This window comes from Bradyrhizobium campsiandrae (genome assembly GCF_014529705.1).
GTDB lineage: Bacteria > Pseudomonadota > Alphaproteobacteria > Rhizobiales > Xanthobacteraceae > Bradyrhizobium > Bradyrhizobium campsiandrae.
Genome location: NZ_JAANIH010000072.1, coordinates 22,872 through 43,391 on the forward strand (window position 1 = coordinate 22,872; position 20,520 = coordinate 43,391).

Sequence of the window (20,520 nt, forward strand, 5' to 3'; positions counted from 1 at the left end):
CGGAGATCCCTCATGAACGCCCCCACCGAACGTCCCGAAAACAGCGTCGATCCGAAACTGCTGGAGATCCTGGTCTGCCCGCTGACCAAGGGCCCGCTGGAATTCGACGCAGGCAAGCAGGAGCTGATCTCGCGCAGCGCGAGGCTTGCTTATCCGATCCGCGACGGCATCCCGATCATGCTGCCGGAAGAGGCGCGGAAGATCGATTGAGGATGGCTGTTGTCGCGCGATGACCGCGCGACAATTTTCTCTGTCATCCCGGACAAGCGAAAGCGCAGATCCGGGATCCATAACCACAGGGAGTGGTCGTGGGGCGAGTTGGTCACTCCGAATCTTCGCAAAACTTTTGCTGCGGCGTATGGGTCCCGGATCAGCGCGCGCGACCGGACAACGCTGCGCGTTGCCGGGGGCGCGCTTGTCCGGGACGACAGTGGGGCGCGTGGTTACAGCGTCTCGCCCTTCAGCAACCGCGGGATCTCGCCCGTGAGCCCGGCGGCCTGGCGGATGAAGAGGTTTTTCAGCGGCGGGGTGCGGTCGACGATGCCGAGGCCGATGTCGCGCACGGTGCGCAATAGCGTCGACTCATTGGAGAACAGGAAGTTCAGCGAATTGGTGGCAACGCCCATCGCCATGGTGTCGAAGCGGCGCCAGCGCTGGTAACGCTCGAGCACATCGGCGCCGCCGAGATCCATGCCGAGCCGCGCGGCATCGACCACCACCTCGGCCAAAGCGGCGACATCCTTCAGACCCATGTTGAGGCCCTGGCCCGCGATGGGATGAATCACGTGCGCGGAATCGCCGACCAGCGCGAGGCGCTCGGCAATGAAGGAGCGCGCCACGAAGTAAGACAGCGGGAATGCGCGCGGCTTGTCGAGCGCCTTCACCTCGCCGAGATGCAGGCCAAAGCGCTGCTCGAGCTCGGCGTGAAAGTCCTCGTCACCGAGCGCAATGATGCGCGCGGCTTCCGTGCGGCGCTCGGTCCACACCAGCGAGGATCGCTTGCCGGTGAGGGGCAGGATTGCAAATGGCCCCGCCGGCAAGAAGTGCTCTTCGGCGCGCCCTTCGTGATCGCGCTCATGGCCGACGGTGACGACGATGCCGGATTGATCGTAGTCCCAGCCATGGGTGGCGATGCCGGCGCGCTCGCGCAGCCTGGATTTGGCGCCGTCAGCAGCGACCAGGAGACTCGCGGCAATCTTGCTGCCGTCGCCGAGCGTGACGTCGATGCCATCGGCGCTGGCGTCATAGGACGCGACCGTCGTTGCGCGCAGGTCGATGCCGGCGGCTTCGGCGCGGACGACCAGCGCGTCGATCAGGCGGCGGTTCTCGACCATATGCGCGAAGGGCTCGCCCGGCGCGACATCGCCGGCGAAATTCAGGAATGTCGGACGCGTGGCGTCCTCGAGCTTGGAATCGGTGACGACCATGTCGAGGATCGGCTGCGCCTCGGCCCTGACGTCGTCCCAGGCGCCGAGCGCCTCGAACAGGCGGCGGCAGGCCGCGACGATCGCGGTGGCGCGGGGATCGCGGCTCGGCCGTGTATCGAGCGCGGGATCGGCGACGATGACGGGAATCTCGGGGCCGAGCCCCTGGCGCAAGGCCAATGCGAGCGCGAGGCCCGCAAATGCGCCGCCGCCAATGACGATGTGACCCTGTACTGACATACCAAACTTCCCGTCTAACTCTTGGTCTTGCTAGCAGACTTGAGGTGGGCGAAACAGTGCGGTGAAACAAGGGCGGAACGGCCCGCAAAAACTGCCTGATGTGTCATTCCGGGGCGATTGCTCGCGCCGACATGACGGCAAGAGAGCACCACCACCATGTCCAAAAGCCTGATCGACCTGATCTCGATCCTCGACCTCGAACAGCTCGAGGTGAATTTGTTCCGCGGCAACAGCCCGAAGACGAGCTGGCAGCGGGTGTTCGGCGGGCAGGTGATCGGACAGGCGATGGTGGCGGCCTGCCGCACCGTCGAGGGCCGTCTGCCGCATTCGCTGCACTGCTATTTCATCCTGCCGGGCGATCCGCAGATCCCGATCATCTACCAGGTCGAGCGCTTGCGCGACGGCAAGAGCTATTCGACGCGGCGCGTCACCGCGATCCAGCACGGCAACGCGATCTTCTCGGTCATGGTGTCGTTCCACGCCGAGGAAGAGAGCGCGTTCGACCACCAGGACAAGATGCCTGACGTGCCGCCGCCGGAAAAACTCACCGCGGAGGAGGTGGCGAAGCAGCCGATGTTCCGCGAGATGCCGGAGTTCATCCGCCGCTATTACGAGTCCGATCGCCCGATCGAGCTGCGCCCGGTCGAGCTCGGCCGTTATTTTGGGCAGAAGATCGAGGACGGCCGCATCCATGTCTGGATCAGGACCGCGGCGAAGTTGCCGGATGATCCGGCGCTGCACATGTGCGCGCTGGCCTATGCATCGGACTTCTCGCTGCTGGATGCGATCATGGCGCGCTACGGCCGCACGCTGTTCGACAAGCGGATGATGCCGGCGAGCCTCGACCACGCGATGTGGTTTCACCGCCCGTTCCGCGCCGACGAATGGCTGCTTTATTCGCAGGATTCGCCGAGCGCGCAAGGCGGCCGCGGCCTGACCCGCGGCTCGATCTTCAAGCCTGACGGCACGCTGGTCGCCTCCGTCGCGCAGGAAGGCTCCGTGCGCGAGCGGCGGAGCTGATCAGAAAGCGCGCCCCGCCACTGTGGCGCGATCCACCAGCGCGAATTGCGACACATACCAGTTGCCGTACCAGCGCAGCATCCACGGGATCGGGATGATCAAGCTGCAGGCCAGCGAGAACACGATTGTCCGCCACAGCAACTGCCAGCCGCTGGCGTTGAACGCGATCTCGCGCCGCGTGCCTTCGGTGTTGCGGCAGATCCAGCGCATCCAGTACGCCAGCACCCAGGCCCAGCCGATGATGGTGACGGTCGAGATCATCATCAGGAGATACCAGCCGACATAGCCGATCGCGCTGCCCTGGAAAGACAGCGGCAAGCGCTCGCCGTTCGAGGTGAGGTTGGCCACGATCCAGCGCAGGACGACCCAGGCGAAAAACGCGTTGATGACCGTCGCAACCAGCGGAGCGTAGGACACGCCGGTCGCGCCGGCATAGGTCAGCAGCGCGTTGCCCATCAAGGCCCACCAGATGTCCATCGGCTGGCCGGCGAAACCGAAATTCGGTCGGCCGGGCACCCTTATGTTGCTCGTGACGTAGCGGTAGAACCAGACCGTGACCCAGGGCGCGGGAATCACCAGCAGCATGCCGATCACGAACACGATGCTGCGGCCGAGCAGGCCGAACGGACTGAAATCTGCGGCCAGCGCACCGCCGCCCGTCATCGGCGGACCGCCGGCGGGAATGATCGGCGGCGCGCCAGCGGCGCTGCCGAGCAGGCCCGGAATTTCGGCGGCCTTCTGCCAGCCGGCCATGCCCTCGGACCACACCAGGGTGTCCGCACGCACGATCCCTTGCGCGATCAGGTCGCGGAACTGCCCCTCCGCATAGGGCCCCTGCTGCTTGCCCTCGGATGCATAGAACCAACTCGCCATGACGCGTCCCCCAAAATACTTATGTACCGCTCGGCAGACGCGGGTTCACCGTATCCATGCCAAAATGCATTGTGATGGATGAACGGATGCCCTGTACAGAGGCGGCCGTTCACATGACCACCCCAGGCTAGGCGTTTTTCCGCTTCAATCTGCAAGTTTTTTGTGCCATTTGCCCGGAAAGATGCCAGATTGACGCGGCGCCGGGGACAGACGGCGCGGCGCATCCCGGGGAACAGGCTGACCATGAAACTCGTCGTCGCGATCATCAAACCCTTCAAGCTCGATGAGGTCCGCCAGGCCCTGACGGCGATCGGCGTCCACGGCATGACCGTGACCGAGGTGAAGGGCTATGGCCGCCAGAAAGGTCACACCGAGATCTATCGCGGCGCGGAATATGTCGTGAACTTCCTGCCCAAGCTGCGGATCGAGATCGCGGTCGCCTCCGACGTCGCCGACAAGGCCGTGAGCGTGATCACCGCGACCGCCCGCACCGGACAGATCGGCGACGGCAAGATCTTCGTCACGCCGATCGACAACGCGGTGCGGATCCGCACCGGCGAGACCGACAGCGACGCGCTCTAACCTATCTTCTTTTTTCTTTGCTCTTCGATCGCACCGGGCAACGACGCCACAGCGTGCGACGCCATCATGATGCCGGGGGAAATGACATGGCGGTATTGTCGCGCCGCGTAGCCGCTATGGCTGCGGGATCAGGATTTGCGTTCGCATTGGCTTCGCCGTCATACGCAGCAGGTTCGGAGATCAACACCGCCGACACCGCCTGGATGATCGTCGCCACCGCGCTGGTGCTGATGATGACGATCCCCGGACTTGCGCTGTTCTATTCCGGCATGGTGCGCAAGAAGAACGTGCTTGCAACCATGGCGCAGAGCCTCGCCGCGGTGACGCTGATCTCCATTCTCTGGGTCGCGTTCGGCTATTCGCTGTGCTTCGTCGGCGACGGCCCCTGGCTCGGCTCGCTCGACCGCTGGTTTCTCGCCGGCATGACCATGGACAGCGTCAACCCGGCGGCGAAGACGATCCCGGAAGCGCTGTTCATGCTGTACCAGATGACGTTTGCGATCATCACCGTGGCGCTGGTCGCGGGCTCGGTCGCCGACCGGATGCGGTTCTCGGCCTATCTCTTGTTCTCGGTCGCCTGGTTCATCTTCGTCTACATTCCGCTGGCGCATTGGATCTGGGGCGGCGGCTTCCTCAACAGCATGGGCGTGCTGGATTTCGCCGGCGGCCTCGTCGTGCATCTGTCGGCCGGCACCGGCGGCCTCGTCGCCGCGAAGGTGATGGGACGGCGTCATGGCTACGGCACCGAAAACCTGTCGCCGTTCGATCTGTCGCTTGCGGTGATGGGCACCGGCCTGTTGTGGGTCGGCTGGTTCGGCTTCAACGGCGGCTCGGCGGGCGCGGCCAACGCGCGCGCGGTGATGGCGATCATCGCGACGCATCTGGCCGCCTGCTCCGGCGCGCTGACCTGGGGCGCGATCGAATGGTCGACGCGGCGCAAGCCGTCCGTGCTCGGCATGATCTCGGGCGCGGTCGCCGGGCTCGGCACCATCACGCCGGCCTCGGGCTTCGTCGCGCCGTGGCACGGCATCGTCATCGGTATCGCCGCGGGCGGAATCTGCTACTGGGCCTGCACCTGGCTGAAGCACCGCTTCGACTATGACGACTCGCTCGACGTGTTCGGCGTCCATGGCATCGGCGGACTGACCGGCACGCTGCTCGCCGGCGTGTTCGCAACCAGCGCGATCGGCGGCACCGCCGGCCTGCTCGAAGGCCATCCGCAGCAATTGCTGATCCAGCTCTACGGCGTCGCCGTCACCTTCGTCTGGTCGGCCGGCGTGAGCTACATGCTGCTCAAGCTGGTCGGCCTGTTCGTGCCGCTGCGGGTCTCGCGCGAGCACGAGCTCGAAGGGCTCGACATCTCGCAGCACGGTGAGGCGCTTCAGTAAGGGCGTGTCAGCAAAGGGCTTGCGCAACACATAAGTACATGCTTATGTGTTGCCATGATCGAAGCCGACATCTTCAAGGCGCTGGCCGACCCGACGCGGCGCAAGGTGTTTGAAAAACTCGCCGGCGGCAGTCTCAACGCCAGCGCCTTGCGCGACGGTTTGGAGATCAGCCAGCCGGCGATGTCGCAGCATCTGTCGGTGCTGCGCGCCGCTGGCCTCGTGCGCGAGCAGCGGCAGGGCCGCTTTGTCAATTACGAAGTCGATCCCGACGGACTCCTCGCCATCGGGGCCTGGCTTGCGCGCTACCGTGCCTATTGGCCGAAGCGCATGGAAGCACTCGCTGACCTCCTGAAGGACATGGATCAATGAGCGACGCCGTGAAGCCCGATCCCTCCGATGAATGCTTGACACGCGAAGAGGCCTTGGTGCTCGAGTTTGAATTCGATGCGCCGCCGGCAAAAGTCTGGCGCGCCGTGACCATTCCTGAATTGCGCGAGCGCTGGCTGCCGGGTTGCGACCTTGCCGGCACCGAACCTGAAACATCGATTCCCGGCGAAGAGGTGCGCTACCGGATGCGCGAGTCAGAACCGCCGTTCCGCGAGAGCGAGGTCATCTTCAAGATCGAGCCGAACGTATCAGGCGGCACGCGCTTTCGCATCATCCAGCAGGCCTGCGTGACGCTGCCGCAGCCGGCCAACAGCAATTGCTGCGTGATGCGCGCGGCGGCCTGACGCCACCAGACTTCATCACCCAAAGACATCACCTTAAAGACATGGAGGTCGCCGATGCGCGACATGCTTCAGCTCGTCCCTATGGTCGTCGAACAATCGGCGCGCGGCGAACGATCCTTCGACATCTACTCGCGCCTCCTGCGCGAGCGCATCATCTTCCTCAACGGCGAGGTCAATGACGCGATGTCGGGCCTCGTCTGCGCGCAGCTGCTGTTTCTGGAAGCGGAGAATCCGAGCCGGCCGATCAATCTCTACATCAATTCCTATGGCGGCGTGGTCACGAGCGGGCTCGCCATGTACGACACCATGCAGTTCATCAAGGCGCCGGTTCATACGCTGTGCATGGGCACCGCGCGCTCGATGGGCTCGTTCCTGCTGATGGCCGGCGAACCCGGCCACCGCGCCGCTTTGCCCAATGCGAGCCTCCACGTGCATCAGCCGCTCGGCGGCTTTCAGGGACAGGCGTCCGACATCCTGATCCATGCCAATGAAATGCAGGAAACCAAGCGGCGCATCATCCGCCTCTATGCCCAGCATTGCGGGCGCACCGAGGAGGAGGTGGAGCGGACGCTCGACCGCGACCACTTCATGACCGCACAACAGGGGGTCGAGTGGGGCCTGGTCGATCGGGTGTTCGCCGAGCGCGACGTCGCCTGACGGCTGATAGCGGACCTCAGCCTGATACCTCTTGGCAACCTTCACGGTCGGATGGGTCGCCGTGCTCGCGCATCCCGTGAGCAGGAGGGTGCGAAATGGCGAAGCCATCCCTAATAAAATACCTTTCCGCTGCCCGACGCGTGAGCAACATTGTGTCGGCAGCCTGTCTTGCCTTCTTTTTAATCAGGGCTGACCATGTATTGAGCGCGACGTAATAGCGCACTGCACTGCAATACGCGCCAAACGCGAAAACACCCGTTTTCATAGTCCGTTAGGCAAAGCGCCCGATCTGGCACGGCATTTGATTCTAGGGGCCCGGCTGTGCCCGCGTAGTGAAACGTCTCCCTCGTGGCGAACCAGTCGAGAAACGCCCGGCCACGTCCGGACCGGGCCCAAGCGGGGATAGGACCCATGAAAATTGTTATGGCGATTATCAAGCCATTCAAGCTGGAAGAAGTCCGTGACGCCCTGACCGCCATTGGCGTTCACGGTCTCACGGTGACGGAAGTCAAGGGATATGGCCGTCAGAAAGGCCATACGGAAATCTATCGCGGCGCCGAATACGCCGTGAGCTTCCTGCCCAAGATCAAGATCGAAGTCGCTGTCGCCTCCGAGCAAGTCGACAAGACCATCGACGCCATCACGTCGGCTGCGAAAACCGGACAGATCGGCGACGGCAAGATCTTCGTCATCAACCTCGACCATGCGGTTCGCATCCGCACCGGCGAGGCCGACGCCGCGGCCCTTTGATTTCGCGCTCAACCAAAAATTCAATCAGGAGTAAATGCAATGACGTTTAAGCGTCCCTATGGCGCGGGACTGGCGGCTCTCGCAGTCGGCCTGTTCGCTGCGACCGCAGCCTACGCCGAGCCAACGGTCAACAAGGGGGATAACGCCTGGATGCTGACATCGACAGTCCTCGTGCTGTTGATGACGATCCCGGGTCTCGCGCTGTTCTACGGCGGCCTCGTCCGCTCCAAGAACATGCTCTCGGTCCTGATGCAGGTGTTCTACACCGTCTGCGTCGTCACCGTGATCTGGGCCGTGTACGGCTACAGCCTCGCTTTCACCGGCGGTTCCGACTTCATCGGCGGCTTCTCCAAGGCCTTCATGATGGGTGTCACCACCGACTCGAAGGCTGCGACCTTCTCGGTCGACGCCAACATCTCGGAGCTCGTCTATATGTGCTTCCAGATGACCTTCGCGGCGATCACGCCCGCCCTCATCGTCGGCGCCTTCGCCGAGCGCATGAAGTTCTCGGCGATCGCTCTCTTCATCCCGCTCTGGGTCACGCTGATCTACTTCCCGATCGCGCACATGGTCTGGTACTGGCCGGGCCCGGACGCGATCCAGGACGCTGCCAAGGCGCTGGCTGCCGCGGCTGACGGCGCTGCGAAGACCGCGGCTCAGGCCAAGCTCGACGAGATCAACGCCGACGCCGGCTGGATCTTCAAGAAGGGCGCGATCGACTTCGCTGGCGGCACCGTGGTGCACATCAACGCCGGCATCGCCGGTCTCGTCGGCGCTCTCCTGATCGGCAAGCGCGTCGGTTACGGCAAGGAGCTGATGGCTCCGCACTCGCTGACCATGTCGATGATCGGCGCCTCGCTGCTCTGGGTCGGCTGGTTCGGCTTCAACGCCGGCTCCAACCTCGAAGCCAACGGCGGCGCTGCGCTCGCCATGACCAACTCCTTCGTCGCCACCGCAGCCGCCGCGCTGTCGTGGATGTTCGCGGAGTGGATCGTGAAGGGTCATCCGTCGGTGCTCGGCGTCATCTCCGGCGCTGTCGCGGGCCTCGTGGCCGTCACGCCTGCCGCCGGCTTCTCCGGCGTGATGGGTGCGATCGTCCTCGGTCTCGTGGTCGGCGTGGTCTGCCTGTTCTTCTGCACCGTCGTGAAGAACGCGCTCGGCTACGACGACTCGCTCGACGTGTTCGGCGTGCACTGCATCGGCGGCATCGTCGGCGCTCTCGGCACCGGCATCCTGGTCAATCCGGCTCTCGGTGGTGCTGGCATCATCGACTACACCGCGATCCCGCCCAAGGTCGCCGATTACGACTTCGCGGCGCAGATGATCTCGCAGATCGAAGCCGTCTGCACCACGCTGGTGTGGTCAGGCATCGGTTCGGCGATCCTCTACAAGGTCGTCGATGTGATCGTTGGCCTCCGCGCCAATGTCGAGAGCGAGCGTGAAGGCCTCGACATCACCGAGCACACCGAGCGCGCCTACAATATGTAAGCCCTCCTCCCGGACGCGATCTTCTCCCGGAGATCGCGTCCACTCCTACGGTTTGGGCACATACCCGGCAATGCCCCGACCGTTGAGGGGCTCCAGTGCAAGCTGGAGCCCCTTTCTTTTTGCTTCCCTTTCTTTTTGCTTCCCTTTCTTTTTGATTCCCCCGCTGCGAAGAAAAACATTGCCATTCCGCCCGGCCGGCGCAGAAATATCGACTTCAAGAACAACAAGCCGGGAGGTCGTCATGCGTTTGGAAGGCGGATGCTATTGCGGTGAAGTGCGCTACGTGGCCGAGGGCGACCCGATGATGCAGGGCCAATGTCACTGCCGCGAGTGCCAGTACATCTCGGGCGGCGCACCCAACACCTTCATCGCGATGCCGGCGAACGGCTTCACCTACATCACCGGACAACCCAGGCAATTCACCCGCAAGGACCTCGAACGCGCCGTGACGCGCGAGTTCTGCGCCGAATGCGGCACCCACCTGACGACCAAGATTCCAGGCCTGCCAGCCACGGTCCTGAAGGTCGGCACGCTGGACGAGCCGGCGCAGTTCCGGCCGCAAATGGCGATCTACACCTGCGACATGCAGGAGTTCCACGCGATTCCCGCGGGGATGATGACGTTCGAGAAGCTGCCCGGGCATTAGACGCGGCGACGGTGCGCTCCCTCCCCGCGTGCCCCCCGCAAGCGGGAGAGGTTAGAACCGTCCGCATCCCGTTGTTTTCCACCCCATTATTCCGGCTCTGGACGGGCCGGCCCGCCGATGGTTAATCGCGTCTTAACCTCGCCCTATCTATGGTGAACTGAACCGTTTCCTGCCGGCGCCCGCGCGCGACCGGCCGTTCCAAGAGTACTGGCGCCCAGAATGGCATTGATAGCTTCATCCCGTGCGCCGCAGGCCAGTGGAAGCTCCGACAACCAACGCTCGCCCTTCGTCCGGCTGAACGAGCTGCTGGCGCCGCATCAACCCGGCAAGCCGTTGATTTCGCTGGCTGTCGGCGAGCCGCAGCATCCAGTGCCCGATTTCGTCGGGCCGGTGCTGGCCAAGCACATCGCCGATTTCGGCCGTTACCCGATGAACCAGGGCACCGAGCCGTTCCGCCAGGCCGCGAGCGCCTGGCTGTCGTCGCGCTTCAAGCTGCCGCGTGCGCTCGATCCCAAGTCCGAGATTCTCGTCCTCAATGGCAGCCGGGAAGGGCTGTTCCTCGCCGCGATCGCGGCGTCGCGCTATGTCGGGCCGAAGCCCGGCAAGCCGGCGATCCTGATGCCGAACCCGTTCTACCCGGTCTATGGCGCCGGCGCCGGCGCGGCCGCCTGCGAGCCGGTCTACCTGCCGACCACGGTCGAAAACGGCTTCCTGCCCGATCTCGAGGCCATCGACGAGGCGACGCTGGCGCGCACCGTGGCGTTCTATCTGGCTTCGCCCGCCAATCCGCAGGGCTCGGTCGCCTCGCCCGACTATTTCAAGCGGCTGAAGCAGCTCGCCGACCGCTACAATTTCATGATCCTCAGCGACGAGTGCTATTCGGAGATCTACACAAGAAAGGCACCGGGCAGCGCGCTCGAATGTGCGGGTGCCGATTTCACCCGTGTGGCTGCGTTCCAATCGCTGTCGAAGCGCTCCAACCTGCCGGGCCTGCGCGTCGGCTTCGCCGCCGGCGACAAGAGATTCATCGGCCTGTTCCTCGAACTGCGCAACATCGCCGCGCCGCAGGTGCCGGTGCCGCTGCAGCATGTCGCGACCGTCGCTTATGGCGACGAAGCGCATGTCGAAGAGAACCGCCGGCTCTACCGGATCAAGTTCGACCTCGCCGACCAGATCATCGGCAATCGTTACGGCTATCGCCGGCCCGATGCCGGCTTCTGCGTCTGGCTCGACACGTCCGCGATCGGCGACGACGTGTCGGTGTGCCTGAAACTGTTCAAGGAAGCCGGCGTGCGCGTGGTGCCCGGCTCCTATCTGGCGCGGCAACAGCCCGACGGATTCAATCCCGGTGCCGGCTATATCCGCCTGGCGCTGGTGCAGGATAGCGAGACCACGGCGCAGGCGCTGCACCGGCTGGTCGAAACTCTGGGTTAGGCGGGGCCCATGAGCATGTCGGCGATCGAACGTGTGATTCCCCTGGTCGGCCACCTGCCGCCCTCGATCCGCGAGGGTCTGGCGCGGCGCATGCGCGAACTCACCGGCCTCGGCCTCGTCGCGCTGTCGGGGCTCGCCTCGGCGGCGCTGATGACCTGGTCGGTGCAGGACCCGAGCCTCAGCCACGCAACCTCGCGCCCGATCCACAACATCCTCGGCTATGCCGGCGCCATCGGTGCCGACCTCGCGATGCAGATTCTCGGGCTCGGTGCGATCATGCTGATCCTGACGGTCGCGGTGTGGGGCTGGCGCATGATGACCCATCGCCCGTTCGACCGCGAGCCGTTGCGGCTCGGCGCCTGGATCCTCTGCACGGTGATCGCGGCCGGCTTTGTCAGCTGCTGGCCGCATGGCGGTGCCTGGCCGCTGCCGACCGGGCTCGGCGGCGTGGTCGGCGATGCGCTGGTGCGCGCGCCCGCGGTGATCTTCGGACCGCCAGGCGCGATCTATCGCATCGTGCTCGGCGCCATCCTGTTCGTCGCGCTGGCCGCGACCTTCCTGATCGCCTGCGGCCTTGGCGCGCGCGAGCACGACGAAGAGCTCGCGGAGATCGAGGACGACGACAAGTCGCTCGACGACGACGAGGAGAGCGATCGCGGTTCGGTGTCGCTGGGCTGGCTGTTCCACGCGCTGATGAGCACCAAGGCGCGGCTGATCTGGCTGTGTGGGGCGGCCTATCGTTCGCTGGTCTCGAGCGGACCGAAGGCCAAGGCTGTCGCCTTCAGCCGGCAGGAGCCCAATCTCGGCGGCGGCCGCGCCGCGCCCTCGATCTCGCCGCAGTCCCACGACGAGGAGGACGAGCACGAGGAAGCGGAAGAAGAAGACGAGGAGGAAGAAGAGGAGGAGGCGCCGGCGCGCGCCTCGCGCAAGAAGGCTGCCCCGAAGGTGGCGGCCAAGAAGGGCTCCGACAAGTTCGATCTTCCCTCCGTCTCCATGCTGGCCGCACCGAAGGCCGGCGATCGCCAGCCGCTCAGCAAGGCCGAGCTGGAAACCAATTCGCGCTCGCTCGAAGGCGTGCTGCAGGACTTCGGCGTGCGCGGCGAGATCGTGAAGGCCAATCCCGGTCCCGTCGTCACGCTGTACGAATTGGAGCCGGCGCCTGGCATCAAATCCTCCCGCGTGATCGGTCTTGCCGACGACATTGCGCGCTCGATGAGCGCGCTGTCGGCGCGCGTTGCCGTCGTTCCCGGTCGCAATGCGATCGGCATCGAGCTGCCGAACGCGCATCGCGAAAAAGTCTACTTGCGCGAATTGCTGGTGGCGAAGGAGGCCACCGACACGGTGGCAAAGCTGCCGCTCTGCCTCGGCAAGACCATCGGCGGCGATCCCGTCATCATCGACCTCGCGCGCACGCCGCACATGCTGATCGCCGGTACCACCGGCTCCGGCAAGTCGGTCGCGATCAACACCATGATCCTGAGCCTCGTCTATAGGCTGCGTCCGGACCAGTGCCGGCTGATCATGGTCGATCCGAAGATGCTCGAACTCTCCGTCTATGACGGCATTCCCCATCTGCTCACCCCCGTCGTGACCGATCCGAAGAAGGCGGTGGTCGCGCTGAAATGGGCCGTGCGCGAGATGGAAGAGCGCTACAAGAACATGGCCAAGCTCGGTGTGCGCAACATCGACGGCTACAACACGCGCCTGCTCGAATTGAAGGCCAAGGGTGAAGAGCCGACGCGCACGGTCCACACCGGCTTCGACAAGGAGACCGGCAAGGCGATCTATGAGGAAGAGAAGCTCTCGCTCGATCCGCTGCCCTACATCGTCATCATCGTCGACGAGATGGCCGACCTGATGATGGTCGCCGGCAAGGACATCGAAGGCGCGGTGCAGCGCCTCGCGCAGATGGCGCGCGCCGCCGGCCTGCATGTGATCCTGGCGACACAGCGTCCGTCCGTGGACGTCATCACCGGCACCATCAAGGCGAACTTCCCGACCCGCATCGCCTTCCAGGTCACCTCCAAGATCGACAGCCGCACCATCCTCGGCGAGATGGGCGCCGAGCAGCTGCTCGGCCAGGGCGACATGCTCTACATGGCCGGCGGTGGCCGGATCAGCCGCGTGCACGGACCTTTTGCCTCCGACGAGGAAGTCGAGAAGGTGGTGCGCCACCTCAAGACGCAGGGCCAGCCCGAATATCTGGAAGCCGTCACCGCCGAAGAGCCGGGCGAGGACGAGGACGGCGGCGCCGTGTTCGACGCCAGCGGCATGGGCGCGGATGGCGGCGGCGACCTCTTCCAGCAGGCCGTCGCCATCGTCAAACGCGACCGCAAGGCGTCGACCAGCTACATCCAGCGCCGCCTGCAAATCGGCTATAACCGCGCCGCCTCGCTGATGGAGCGCATGGAACTGGAGGGCATCGTCGGCCCCGCCAACCATGCCGGCAAGCGCGAAATTCTGGTCGAAGACGAAAACAGCCACATGTGAGGCACGCCGCCTCGAAATGATATTCTCACGCAAAATCGATCTCTGCTTTTGCCCGAAATCACGCTAAAACGACGCCCAGCCAAACAGGACGCCGCGTTGACCAGACACCCGGACATTCGATTCGCAGCCTCCTTTGCTGCGCGCAGTGCGCGCGTGGCGGGCGTGGTTCTGGTCACCGCCGTGATGGTGACCGCGGCGTCGTTCGCGCAGAATGTGCCCGTGCCGAAGCCGGCGCCGAAGGGACGTGACGGTGCGCAAGCCGGAGGCGGGGGACCTGCGGTGACGGGGGCAACGCAGACGCCGCCGAATCCGATCATTCCCGATCCGCGCCGCAACGTGCCGAGCAGCATCTTCCAGACCTTCGACGACAAGCAGAAGGCGCAGGCGGCCAAGGTCAGCGCCTATCTGTCCTCGCTGTCGACGCTGGCCGGAAATTTCGTCCAGGTCGGCCCCGACGGCAGCAAGACGCAGGGCGATTTCTACATCCAGAAGCCGGGCAAGGTCCGCTTCGAATACGATCCGCCGAGCCCGATCGACATCATCGCCGATGGATCGTCGGTGGTGGTGCGCGATCGCAAGCTCGCGACCCAGGACGTCTATCCGCTGTCGCAGACGCCGCTGCGCTTCCTGCTGTCGGACCGCATCGACCTGATGAAGGACACCAACGTCGTCAACGTGACCGCGGACGATCTCTTCATCAGCGTCACCATCGAGGAGAAGCAGGCGCTGGTCGGCACCAGTCGCCTGCTGCTGATGATCGGCGCCAAGGACGGCCAGCTCAAGCAATGGACCGTCACCGACCCGCAGGGCTACGACACCACGATTGCGGTCTACAATCTCGATGCGGGCAAGAAGCTCGATCCGAACATGTTCAAGATCGACTTCACCAATTACGGCCCGGCGCCGGGATAGGTGCTCTACTGCCGCTGTGGACAAGCATTTCGCCCGCACCAATCCATGCTAAGACGCATCTCCCATGCGTCTTTCCCTGACAACCTGGAACATCAATTCGGTGCGGCTGCGCATCGACCTGGTCGCGAAATTCCTCAAGAGCGCGCGGCCCGACGTGCTGTGTCTGCAGGAAACCAAATGCATCGACGACGCCTTTCCGCTGAAGCGCTTCAAGCGGCTCGGCTACGAGCACGTCGCGCTGAACGGGCAGAAGGGCTATCACGGCGTCGCCATCGTCTCGAAGATTCCGTTCGAATCCACCGACATCCGCACCTTCTGCGACAAGGTGGATTCGCGCCACATCTCGGTGTCGTTCGGCGCAAAGGCTGCAATCGCAAAGCCGCTGGTGCTGCATAATTTCTACGTGCCTGCCGGCGGCGACATTCCCGATCCCGCGCTGAACGAGAAGTTCGACCACAAGCTGCGCTTCCTCGACGAGATGAAGGCCTGCGAGCCGCTGCATCCACGCGGTGAGGACCGTCACATCCTGGTCGGCGATCTCAACGTCGCACCGCACGAGAACGACGTGTGGTCGCACAAGCAGCTTCTGAAAGTCGTCTCGCACACGCCTGTCGAAACCGAAAAGCTCAAGGCCGCGCTCGAGGCCGGCGAATGGGTCGACGTCGCGCGCGACCGCATCCCGATGTCGGAAAAGGTCTATACGTGGTGGAGCTACCGCTCCGCCGACTGGACCGTCGGCGACCGCGGCCGGCGGCTCGACCACATCTGGGTGTCGCGCGCGCTGAAGGACGCGGTGCAGGATTTCAAGATCTTGCGCGATGCCCGCAGCTGGGAGCGGCCGTCGGACCATGTCCCTGTCACGGTGACGCTGGAGGTGTGATTTCGGTTACGTGCTCAGCTTCGAACCCGCCATCAGGATATCGCTGGCGATCTGGCTGGAGCGGATGGCGAATTCGTCGCGCAGGCGAACCGCGGCCGCGGGATCGCTTTCGAGCACGCGCTGGAACAGGCTGCGCGCGACGCGGATGACGGAGGAATGCTCCAGCGCAACCGCGCCCGACGGCCGCTTCATCGGCACGACCAGCGCGAGCTCGCCGATCAGCGTGCCGGGGCCGGCGATCATCTCGGCGCCGGCACCGTCGTCGACGCGAAAGGCGCCGCGCTGAACCACGAAGCCGGCGTCGGCATCATCCCCGAGATTGAACAGGATGTCGCCGCGGACGAAGTCGCGCTGCTCGGAGCCGATCGCCAGCATGCGCAGCGAGGCGTCTCCCAACAGGCGCAATGTCGGGACACGTTCAAGCAGCGCTACGTCATCGTCGATCGACATTCCGGTCCGAGGCTCGAGAAACGCGCCAATTTACGTCGAATCGCGCGCATCCCGAACGTATCACGGCACCAGCTTGTAGCCACCGGCTTCCGTTACCAGGATTTCCGGGTTGGCGGCGTCCTTCTCGATCTTCTGGCGAAGGCGGTAGATGTGGGTTTCCAGCGTGTGGGTGGTGACGCCGGAATTATAGCCCCAGACCTCCTGGAGCAGGGTCTCGCGCGACACCGGCATCTGGCCGGCCCGGTAGAGGAAGCGCAGGATGGCGGTTTCCTTCTCGGTGAGGCGGACCTTGCGGGCATTCGCCGCCGTCAGCATCTTGGAGCCGGGACGGAAGGAGTAGGGGCCGACCGAGAATACCGCGTCCTCGCTGGCCTCGTGCTGGCGGAGCTGGGCGCGGATGCGGGCCAGCAGCACCGCGAAGCGGAAGGGCTTTGCCACATAGTCGTTGGCCCCGGATTCCAGGCCCAGAATCGTGTCGGAATCGGTATCGTGGCCCGTCAGCATGATGATCGGCGCCTTGAAGCCGCCCTTGCGCAAGGAGCGGACCACCTCGCGGCCATCGGTGTCGGGGAGGCCGACATCCATCAGGACGAGATCGGGGGCGTTGGCCTTGGCGGCGCTGGCGCCCTTGGCGCCGGTATCGACGGCGGAGGCTTCGAATTCTTCGTGTAGCGATAATTGCTCCACCAACGTATCGCGCAGATCGGTATCGTCATCCACGATCAGGATCTTGCGGGCATTGGCCATGGGGGATCATCCTTTTGGGTCGGACGGGCGCGCATGCATGCCGCACCCAGCCGTGATGGGAAGTTTAAGGGGTCGCTGTTCTTATTGTTGTTCGTGTTGAAGTAGTGGGCTGTTACCGATTCACAAGCCGGAATTACTCTAACCCAGAATAGCAGGGCCGGTTGATGAATGTCCTGTAATGAATTCGACATCGCGGATTCACATGAAAAATAAAGCTGTGTCAGTCAGTTACCTGGCGAATCGGGCCTCCGGACCGCTGTCTGCGATCCGCGTTAAGGCTGCCGCCGGGAATCCCCGCCGGGGCTGGCTGACCGCCGGCACGCTGACAATTCCGGTGGCGCTCGGGCGCGGCGGTATTCTGGCAAACAAGCGCGAGGGCGACGGGGGCACCCCGAGGGGCCATTTTCGTCCCAGGCAAGTGTGGTGGCGAGGCGACCGGCACAGCCGTCCCAGGACATTCCTGCCGGCGCGGACCATCGGCGATACCGACGCCTGGTGCGAGGATCCCGACGATCGCCATTACAACCAGTGGACCCGGCGCGGGGAGGATGACGGCGGCGATCGGCTCAAGCGCGCCGACCATCTCTATGACTTCATCATCGAGATCGATCACAACACGCGCCCGCGCATTGCCGGCCGCGGCAGCGCGGTGTTCCTGCACCTGGCGCGGGACAATTTCGGCCCGACCGCGGGATGCGTCTCCATGACGAAGTCTGCGATGCTACAGCTGCTGCGGCGGATAGGACCAAGAACAAGAATCATCATCGGGTGAGGATCAATGCTCGACAAGGATCAGATTGCGGGCGCTTCACGCGTCCTCGTCCAACATTGGCGCGACGGCAGCAAGCTTGACGCGCTCGAGCCGCGCCTGCGACCGCAGAGCCGCGCCGAGGGCTACGCCGTGCAGGCGGGGATCGAAGCACTGTCGCGCGGGACATTGTTCGGCTGGAAGATCGCGGCCACCAGCGTATCAGGGCAGAAGCACATCAATGTCTCAGGACCGCTCGCCGGCCGGATCATGAGCGACACCGTGATTGCCGACGGCGGCACCGCATCGATGAAGGGCAACGCGATGCGCGTCGGCGAGCCGGAATTCGCCTTCCGCATGGGGCGCGATCTGCCGCCGCGCGCGGCGCCGTACACGGTCGACGAGGTTGTCGCCGCGGTCGACACCTTGCATCCCGCGATCGAGATTCCCGACTCGCGCTTCGCCGATTTCACCAGCGCCGGCGAGGCGCAGCTGATCGCCGACAATGCCTGCGCACATCTGTTCGTGCTGGGCACGGCCACGTCAGCAAATTGGCGCGCGATGGATCTCGTCGAGGAGCGGCCGCAGATCACGCTGCGCGGCGGGCGCTATCTCGGTCACGGCAAGAACGTGCTGGGCGATCCGCTGCTGGCATTGACCTGGCTTGCCAATGAGCTCTCGGGCCTCGGCCTCACCTTGCGGGCAGGGCAGGTGGTGACCACAGGCACTTGCCATCCACCGCTGCCGATCGAGGCCGGCGATCATTTCGCGGCTGATTTCGGCGTGCTGGGGAACGTGTCGGTGAGGTTCGAATAACTCTCAACGTCGTCGTCCCGGCGAAAGCCAGGACGACCCGAAATAACTACCTATGCCCGAAGATCGCGCTTCCCACCCGCACATGGGTGGCGCCCAGCATGATGGCGGTCGCATAATCGGCGCTCATGCCCATCGACAGGTTCTTGAGGCCGTTGCGCGCGGCGATCTTGGCGGTCAGCGCGAAATGCGCCGCCGGCGGCTCGTCTACCGGCGGGATGCACATCAGGCCCGAGATGGTCAGGCCATAGCTGTCGCGGCAGCTCTTGATGAACGCGTCAGCCTCGCCGGGTGCGACGCCGGCCTTCTGCGGCTCCTCGCCGACATTGATCTGGACGAAGAGCTGCGGGTGCTTGTTCTGGGATTCGATTTCTTTGGCTAACGCCTGGCAAATGCTCGGACGGTCGACCGAGTGGATGGCATCGAACAGCGCCACCGCCTCTTTCGCCTTGTTGGATTGCAGCGGCCCGATCAGATGCAGCGCAATGTCCGGATAGACAGAGGTTAACGCCGGCCACTTGCCCTTGGCCTCCTGCACGCGATTCTCGCCGAATACGCGCTGTCCGGCGCCGATAACCGGAATAATTGCATCCGCGTCAAACGTTTTCGACACGGCGATCAACGTTACCGAAGCGCGATCGCGCCGCGCGTCCCTGCAGGCACGGGCGATTTCCGCTTCGACGGCGGCGAGCGCATGTGGTGAACCGCCGGTTACCGGCGCGGCATTGGCGTCTGTCATGATGTCGATTGGGCCGTGGTTATACCGGAGGTCATTCCAATTTTACCGAGTTCAAGAAAGGGTTTTTGAACCCTTCGCTTTACCTTGGCCTCGGGGTGGGTAACGAAGATGGCAAACGTCAGTTTCAACCGCAAACGAGCAAAACTCAAGCAGGTGCTCGGCATCAGGGCACGGCTTGCATTGCTCGCGGTGATTCTGGTGGCGCCTTTGATGCTCGAGCGCATCCGCTCGCTCGAGGACGCCCGTGCCAAGCAGATCGCACAGGCCACCGCCGAATTCACCACCGTGGCACGGCACAGTGCCGACGCGCAGCGCGAGGTGATCTCGTCGGTCGAGACCATCCTGAAATCGGAAGCCTTCATCCGCGCATCCGCCGGCGGCGTCAGCAGGAGCTGCGACGTGTTGCGCGCGAGCCTGCCGACTAGCCTGCCCTGGATCCGCACGCTGCTGATCGCCGGCCAGGACGGCCGGATCCAGTGCGCCACCAACAACATGTATGTCGGCCTCGACCTCTCCGACCGCCCCTATTTCCAGCAGGCGCAGGAGACCGGCCGCTTCGTGCTGTCCGACTTCATCCTGTCGCGGCCAGTGCAGTCGCCGACGGTCATGGCGGTCTATCCGGTCTCCGCCTTCAGCGGCGTTGCCGATGCCGTCGTGCTCGCGACCGTCAATCTCGACTGGATGTCGAAGGTGATGAACAATCTCGGCGGCCGCCCCGGCATCACGGCGGTGCTGGTCGACAGCGCCGGCACCGTGCTGGCCGCACCCGCCGACCAGCACAGCGCGGTCGGTCGTCCCCTCGACAACATGCCGCTGATGTCGGCGATCGCCGACATGGCCTTGCGCTCGGACCAGGACGAAGGTTCCCTCTCATTCCTCGCCGCCGACGGATCGCGGCGCGCGGTCAGCTTCAGCCGCATCGCCGGCACCAATGCCCGCCTGATCGCCAGCATCGACGAGGACAAGGTCTCCGCCGCGGTCAGCCGCGACATCCGCACCGCCTATCTCCAGCTCGCTTTCGTCGTCCTGTTCGTGCTGCTCGGCGCGCTGATCGCCGCCGAGAAGCTCGTGATCAAGCCGATCGAGATGCTCGCCGACATGGCCAAGCGTCTCGGCGAGGGCGATTTGTCGGCGCGCGCTGCGCGCAACCGCCTGCCTTCCGAATTCGTGCCACTGGCGCGCGCCTTCAACGCGATGGCGGCGCAGCTCTCTCAGCGCGAACGCGAGCTGATCGCAAGCAATGATCGCCTCACGGTGATGGCCTCGATCGACATGCTGTCGGGCCTCGCCAACCGCCGCGGCTTCCAGAGCCGGCTCGACTTCGAATGGATGCGTGCGCAGCAATATGGCAGCGAGCTCGCGCTGCTGATGATCGACGTCGACCATTTCAAGCTGTTCAACGACACCTATGGCCATCTCGAAGGCGATTCCTGCCTGACCCGGCTCGGCGAATCGCTGTCCGGCATCGCCGCCGACACAATGGGCTTTGCCGCGCGCTACGGCGGCGA

Annotated in this window: 22 protein-coding genes; 17 read left to right on the top strand and 5 right to left on the bottom strand. The window is 64.5% G+C overall.

Features of this window, described 5'->3' with window-relative positions:
• Nucleotides 1-12 precede the first annotated feature (12 nt).
• Nucleotides 13-210 carry a Trm112 family protein gene (locus G8O24_RS35540; RefSeq protein WP_188107183.1) on the top strand — a complete coding sequence of 66 codons (198 nt, stop codon included), beginning with the start codon at nt 13-15 and terminating at the stop codon, nt 208-210.
• Between the two features lie 233 nt (nt 211-443).
• Here G8O24_RS35540 and G8O24_RS35545 read toward each other — a convergent pair whose 3' ends face one another.
• Nucleotides 444-1,664: a ubiquinone biosynthesis hydroxylase gene (locus tag G8O24_RS35545; RefSeq protein WP_188107184.1), complete on the bottom strand. Its 1,221-nt coding sequence runs from the start codon at nt 1,662-1,664 to the stop codon at nt 444-446.
• Between the two features lie 156 nt (nt 1,665-1,820).
• Here G8O24_RS35545 and tesB point away from each other — a divergent pair, with 156 nt between their 5' ends.
• Nucleotides 1,821-2,684, top strand: coding sequence for an acyl-CoA thioesterase II (gene tesB, locus G8O24_RS35550; protein WP_188107185.1), 864 nt, complete (start codon nt 1,821-1,823; stop codon nt 2,682-2,684).
• Here the strand turns inward: tesB and G8O24_RS35555 are convergent, their stop codons facing one another.
• Nucleotides 2,685-3,557 (bottom strand): GYF domain-containing protein, encoded by an 873-nt coding sequence (locus tag G8O24_RS35555; protein WP_188107186.1) that lies wholly within the window; start codon nt 3,555-3,557, stop codon nt 2,685-2,687.
• 243 nt (nt 3,558-3,800) lie between these two features.
• Here G8O24_RS35555 and G8O24_RS35560 point away from each other — a divergent pair, with 243 nt between their 5' ends.
• From G8O24_RS35560 to xth, 12 genes are all read left to right on the top strand, one after another.
• Nucleotides 3,801-4,139 (top strand): P-II family nitrogen regulator, encoded by a 339-nt coding sequence (locus G8O24_RS35560; protein ID WP_094894041.1) that lies wholly within the window; start codon nt 3,801-3,803, stop codon nt 4,137-4,139.
• Nucleotides 4,140-4,225: 86 nt separating this feature from the next.
• Complete coding sequence (locus G8O24_RS35565; RefSeq protein WP_188107187.1) at nt 4,226-5,527, top strand: ammonium transporter; 1,302 nt, start codon at nt 4,226-4,228, stop codon at nt 5,525-5,527.
• A 54-nt stretch (nt 5,528-5,581) separates the two neighbouring features.
• A complete protein-coding gene (locus tag G8O24_RS35570) occupies nt 5,582-5,896 on the top strand; it encodes an ArsR/SmtB family transcription factor (protein ID WP_188107188.1) in 315 nt (104 codons plus the stop codon).
• Nucleotides 5,893-6,258 carry an SRPBCC family protein gene (locus tag G8O24_RS35575; RefSeq protein WP_188107189.1) on the top strand — a complete coding sequence of 122 codons (366 nt, stop codon included), beginning with the start codon at nt 5,893-5,895 and terminating at the stop codon, nt 6,256-6,258. Before G8O24_RS35570 ends, G8O24_RS35575 begins: the two co-directional genes overlap by 4 nt.
• Before the next feature lie 54 nt (nt 6,259-6,312).
• Nucleotides 6,313-6,915, top strand: a complete 603-nt coding sequence (locus tag G8O24_RS35580; RefSeq protein WP_188107190.1) for an ATP-dependent Clp protease proteolytic subunit — start codon at nt 6,313-6,315, stop codon at nt 6,913-6,915.
• Between the two features lie 411 nt (nt 6,916-7,326).
• Complete coding sequence (locus tag G8O24_RS35585) at nt 7,327-7,665, top strand: P-II family nitrogen regulator (RefSeq protein WP_027535364.1); 339 nt, start codon at nt 7,327-7,329, stop codon at nt 7,663-7,665.
• A 39-nt stretch (nt 7,666-7,704) separates the two neighbouring features.
• Entirely contained in the window at nt 7,705-9,153 is a 1,449-nt protein-coding gene (locus tag G8O24_RS35590) for an ammonium transporter (RefSeq protein WP_188107191.1), read from the top strand.
• 241 nt (nt 9,154-9,394) lie between these two features.
• Nucleotides 9,395-9,799, top strand: a complete 405-nt coding sequence (locus tag G8O24_RS35595; RefSeq protein ID WP_188107192.1) for a GFA family protein — start codon at nt 9,395-9,397, stop codon at nt 9,797-9,799.
• Nucleotides 9,800-10,018: 219 nt separating this feature from the next.
• Nucleotides 10,019-11,233 carry an aminotransferase class I/II-fold pyridoxal phosphate-dependent enzyme gene (locus G8O24_RS35600; RefSeq protein ID WP_188107193.1) on the top strand — a complete coding sequence of 405 codons (1,215 nt, stop codon included), beginning with the start codon at nt 10,019-10,021 and terminating at the stop codon, nt 11,231-11,233.
• Nucleotides 11,234-11,242: 9 nt separating this feature from the next.
• Nucleotides 11,243-13,723 (top strand): DNA translocase FtsK, encoded by a 2,481-nt coding sequence (locus tag G8O24_RS35605; protein WP_188107194.1) that lies wholly within the window; start codon nt 11,243-11,245, stop codon nt 13,721-13,723.
• A gap of 153 nt (nt 13,724-13,876) precedes the next feature.
• Nucleotides 13,877-14,635: an outer membrane lipoprotein carrier protein LolA gene (locus tag G8O24_RS35610; RefSeq protein ID WP_188107202.1), complete on the top strand. Its 759-nt coding sequence runs from the start codon at nt 13,877-13,879 to the stop codon at nt 14,633-14,635.
• Between the two features lie 64 nt (nt 14,636-14,699).
• A complete protein-coding gene (gene xth, locus G8O24_RS35615) occupies nt 14,700-15,515 on the top strand; it encodes an exodeoxyribonuclease III (RefSeq protein WP_188107195.1) in 816 nt (271 codons plus the stop codon).
• A gap of 6 nt (nt 15,516-15,521) precedes the next feature.
• Here the strand turns inward: xth and G8O24_RS35620 are convergent, their stop codons facing one another.
• Nucleotides 15,522-15,965 carry a cyclic nucleotide-binding domain-containing protein gene (locus G8O24_RS35620; RefSeq protein WP_188107196.1) on the bottom strand — a complete coding sequence of 148 codons (444 nt, stop codon included), beginning with the start codon at nt 15,963-15,965 and terminating at the stop codon, nt 15,522-15,524.
• A gap of 60 nt (nt 15,966-16,025) precedes the next feature.
• Complete coding sequence (locus G8O24_RS35625; protein WP_007598630.1) at nt 16,026-16,712, bottom strand: response regulator transcription factor; 687 nt, start codon at nt 16,710-16,712, stop codon at nt 16,026-16,028.
• Nucleotides 16,713-16,914: 202 nt separating this feature from the next.
• Between G8O24_RS35625 and G8O24_RS35630 the strand changes: the two genes are divergently transcribed.
• Nucleotides 16,915-17,484 carry a L,D-transpeptidase family protein gene (locus G8O24_RS35630; RefSeq protein ID WP_188107197.1) on the top strand — a complete coding sequence of 190 codons (570 nt, stop codon included), beginning with the start codon at nt 16,915-16,917 and terminating at the stop codon, nt 17,482-17,484.
• A gap of 6 nt (nt 17,485-17,490) precedes the next feature.
• Complete coding sequence (locus G8O24_RS35635) at nt 17,491-18,276, top strand: 2-keto-4-pentenoate hydratase (RefSeq protein WP_188107198.1); 786 nt, start codon at nt 17,491-17,493, stop codon at nt 18,274-18,276.
• A 46-nt stretch (nt 18,277-18,322) separates the two neighbouring features.
• On the opposite strand, the gene G8O24_RS35640 is transcribed toward G8O24_RS35635, so the two are convergent.
• Nucleotides 18,323-19,012, bottom strand: a complete 690-nt coding sequence (locus G8O24_RS35640) for a YggS family pyridoxal phosphate-dependent enzyme (protein WP_188107199.1) — start codon at nt 19,010-19,012, stop codon at nt 18,323-18,325.
• A gap of 108 nt (nt 19,013-19,120) precedes the next feature.
• On the opposite strand from G8O24_RS35640, the gene G8O24_RS35645 reads away from it, so the two are divergent.
• Nucleotides 19,121-20,520, top strand: a 1,400-nt coding sequence (locus G8O24_RS35645; RefSeq protein ID WP_188107200.1) for a sensor domain-containing diguanylate cyclase, incomplete at its 3' end; no start/stop codon positions are given.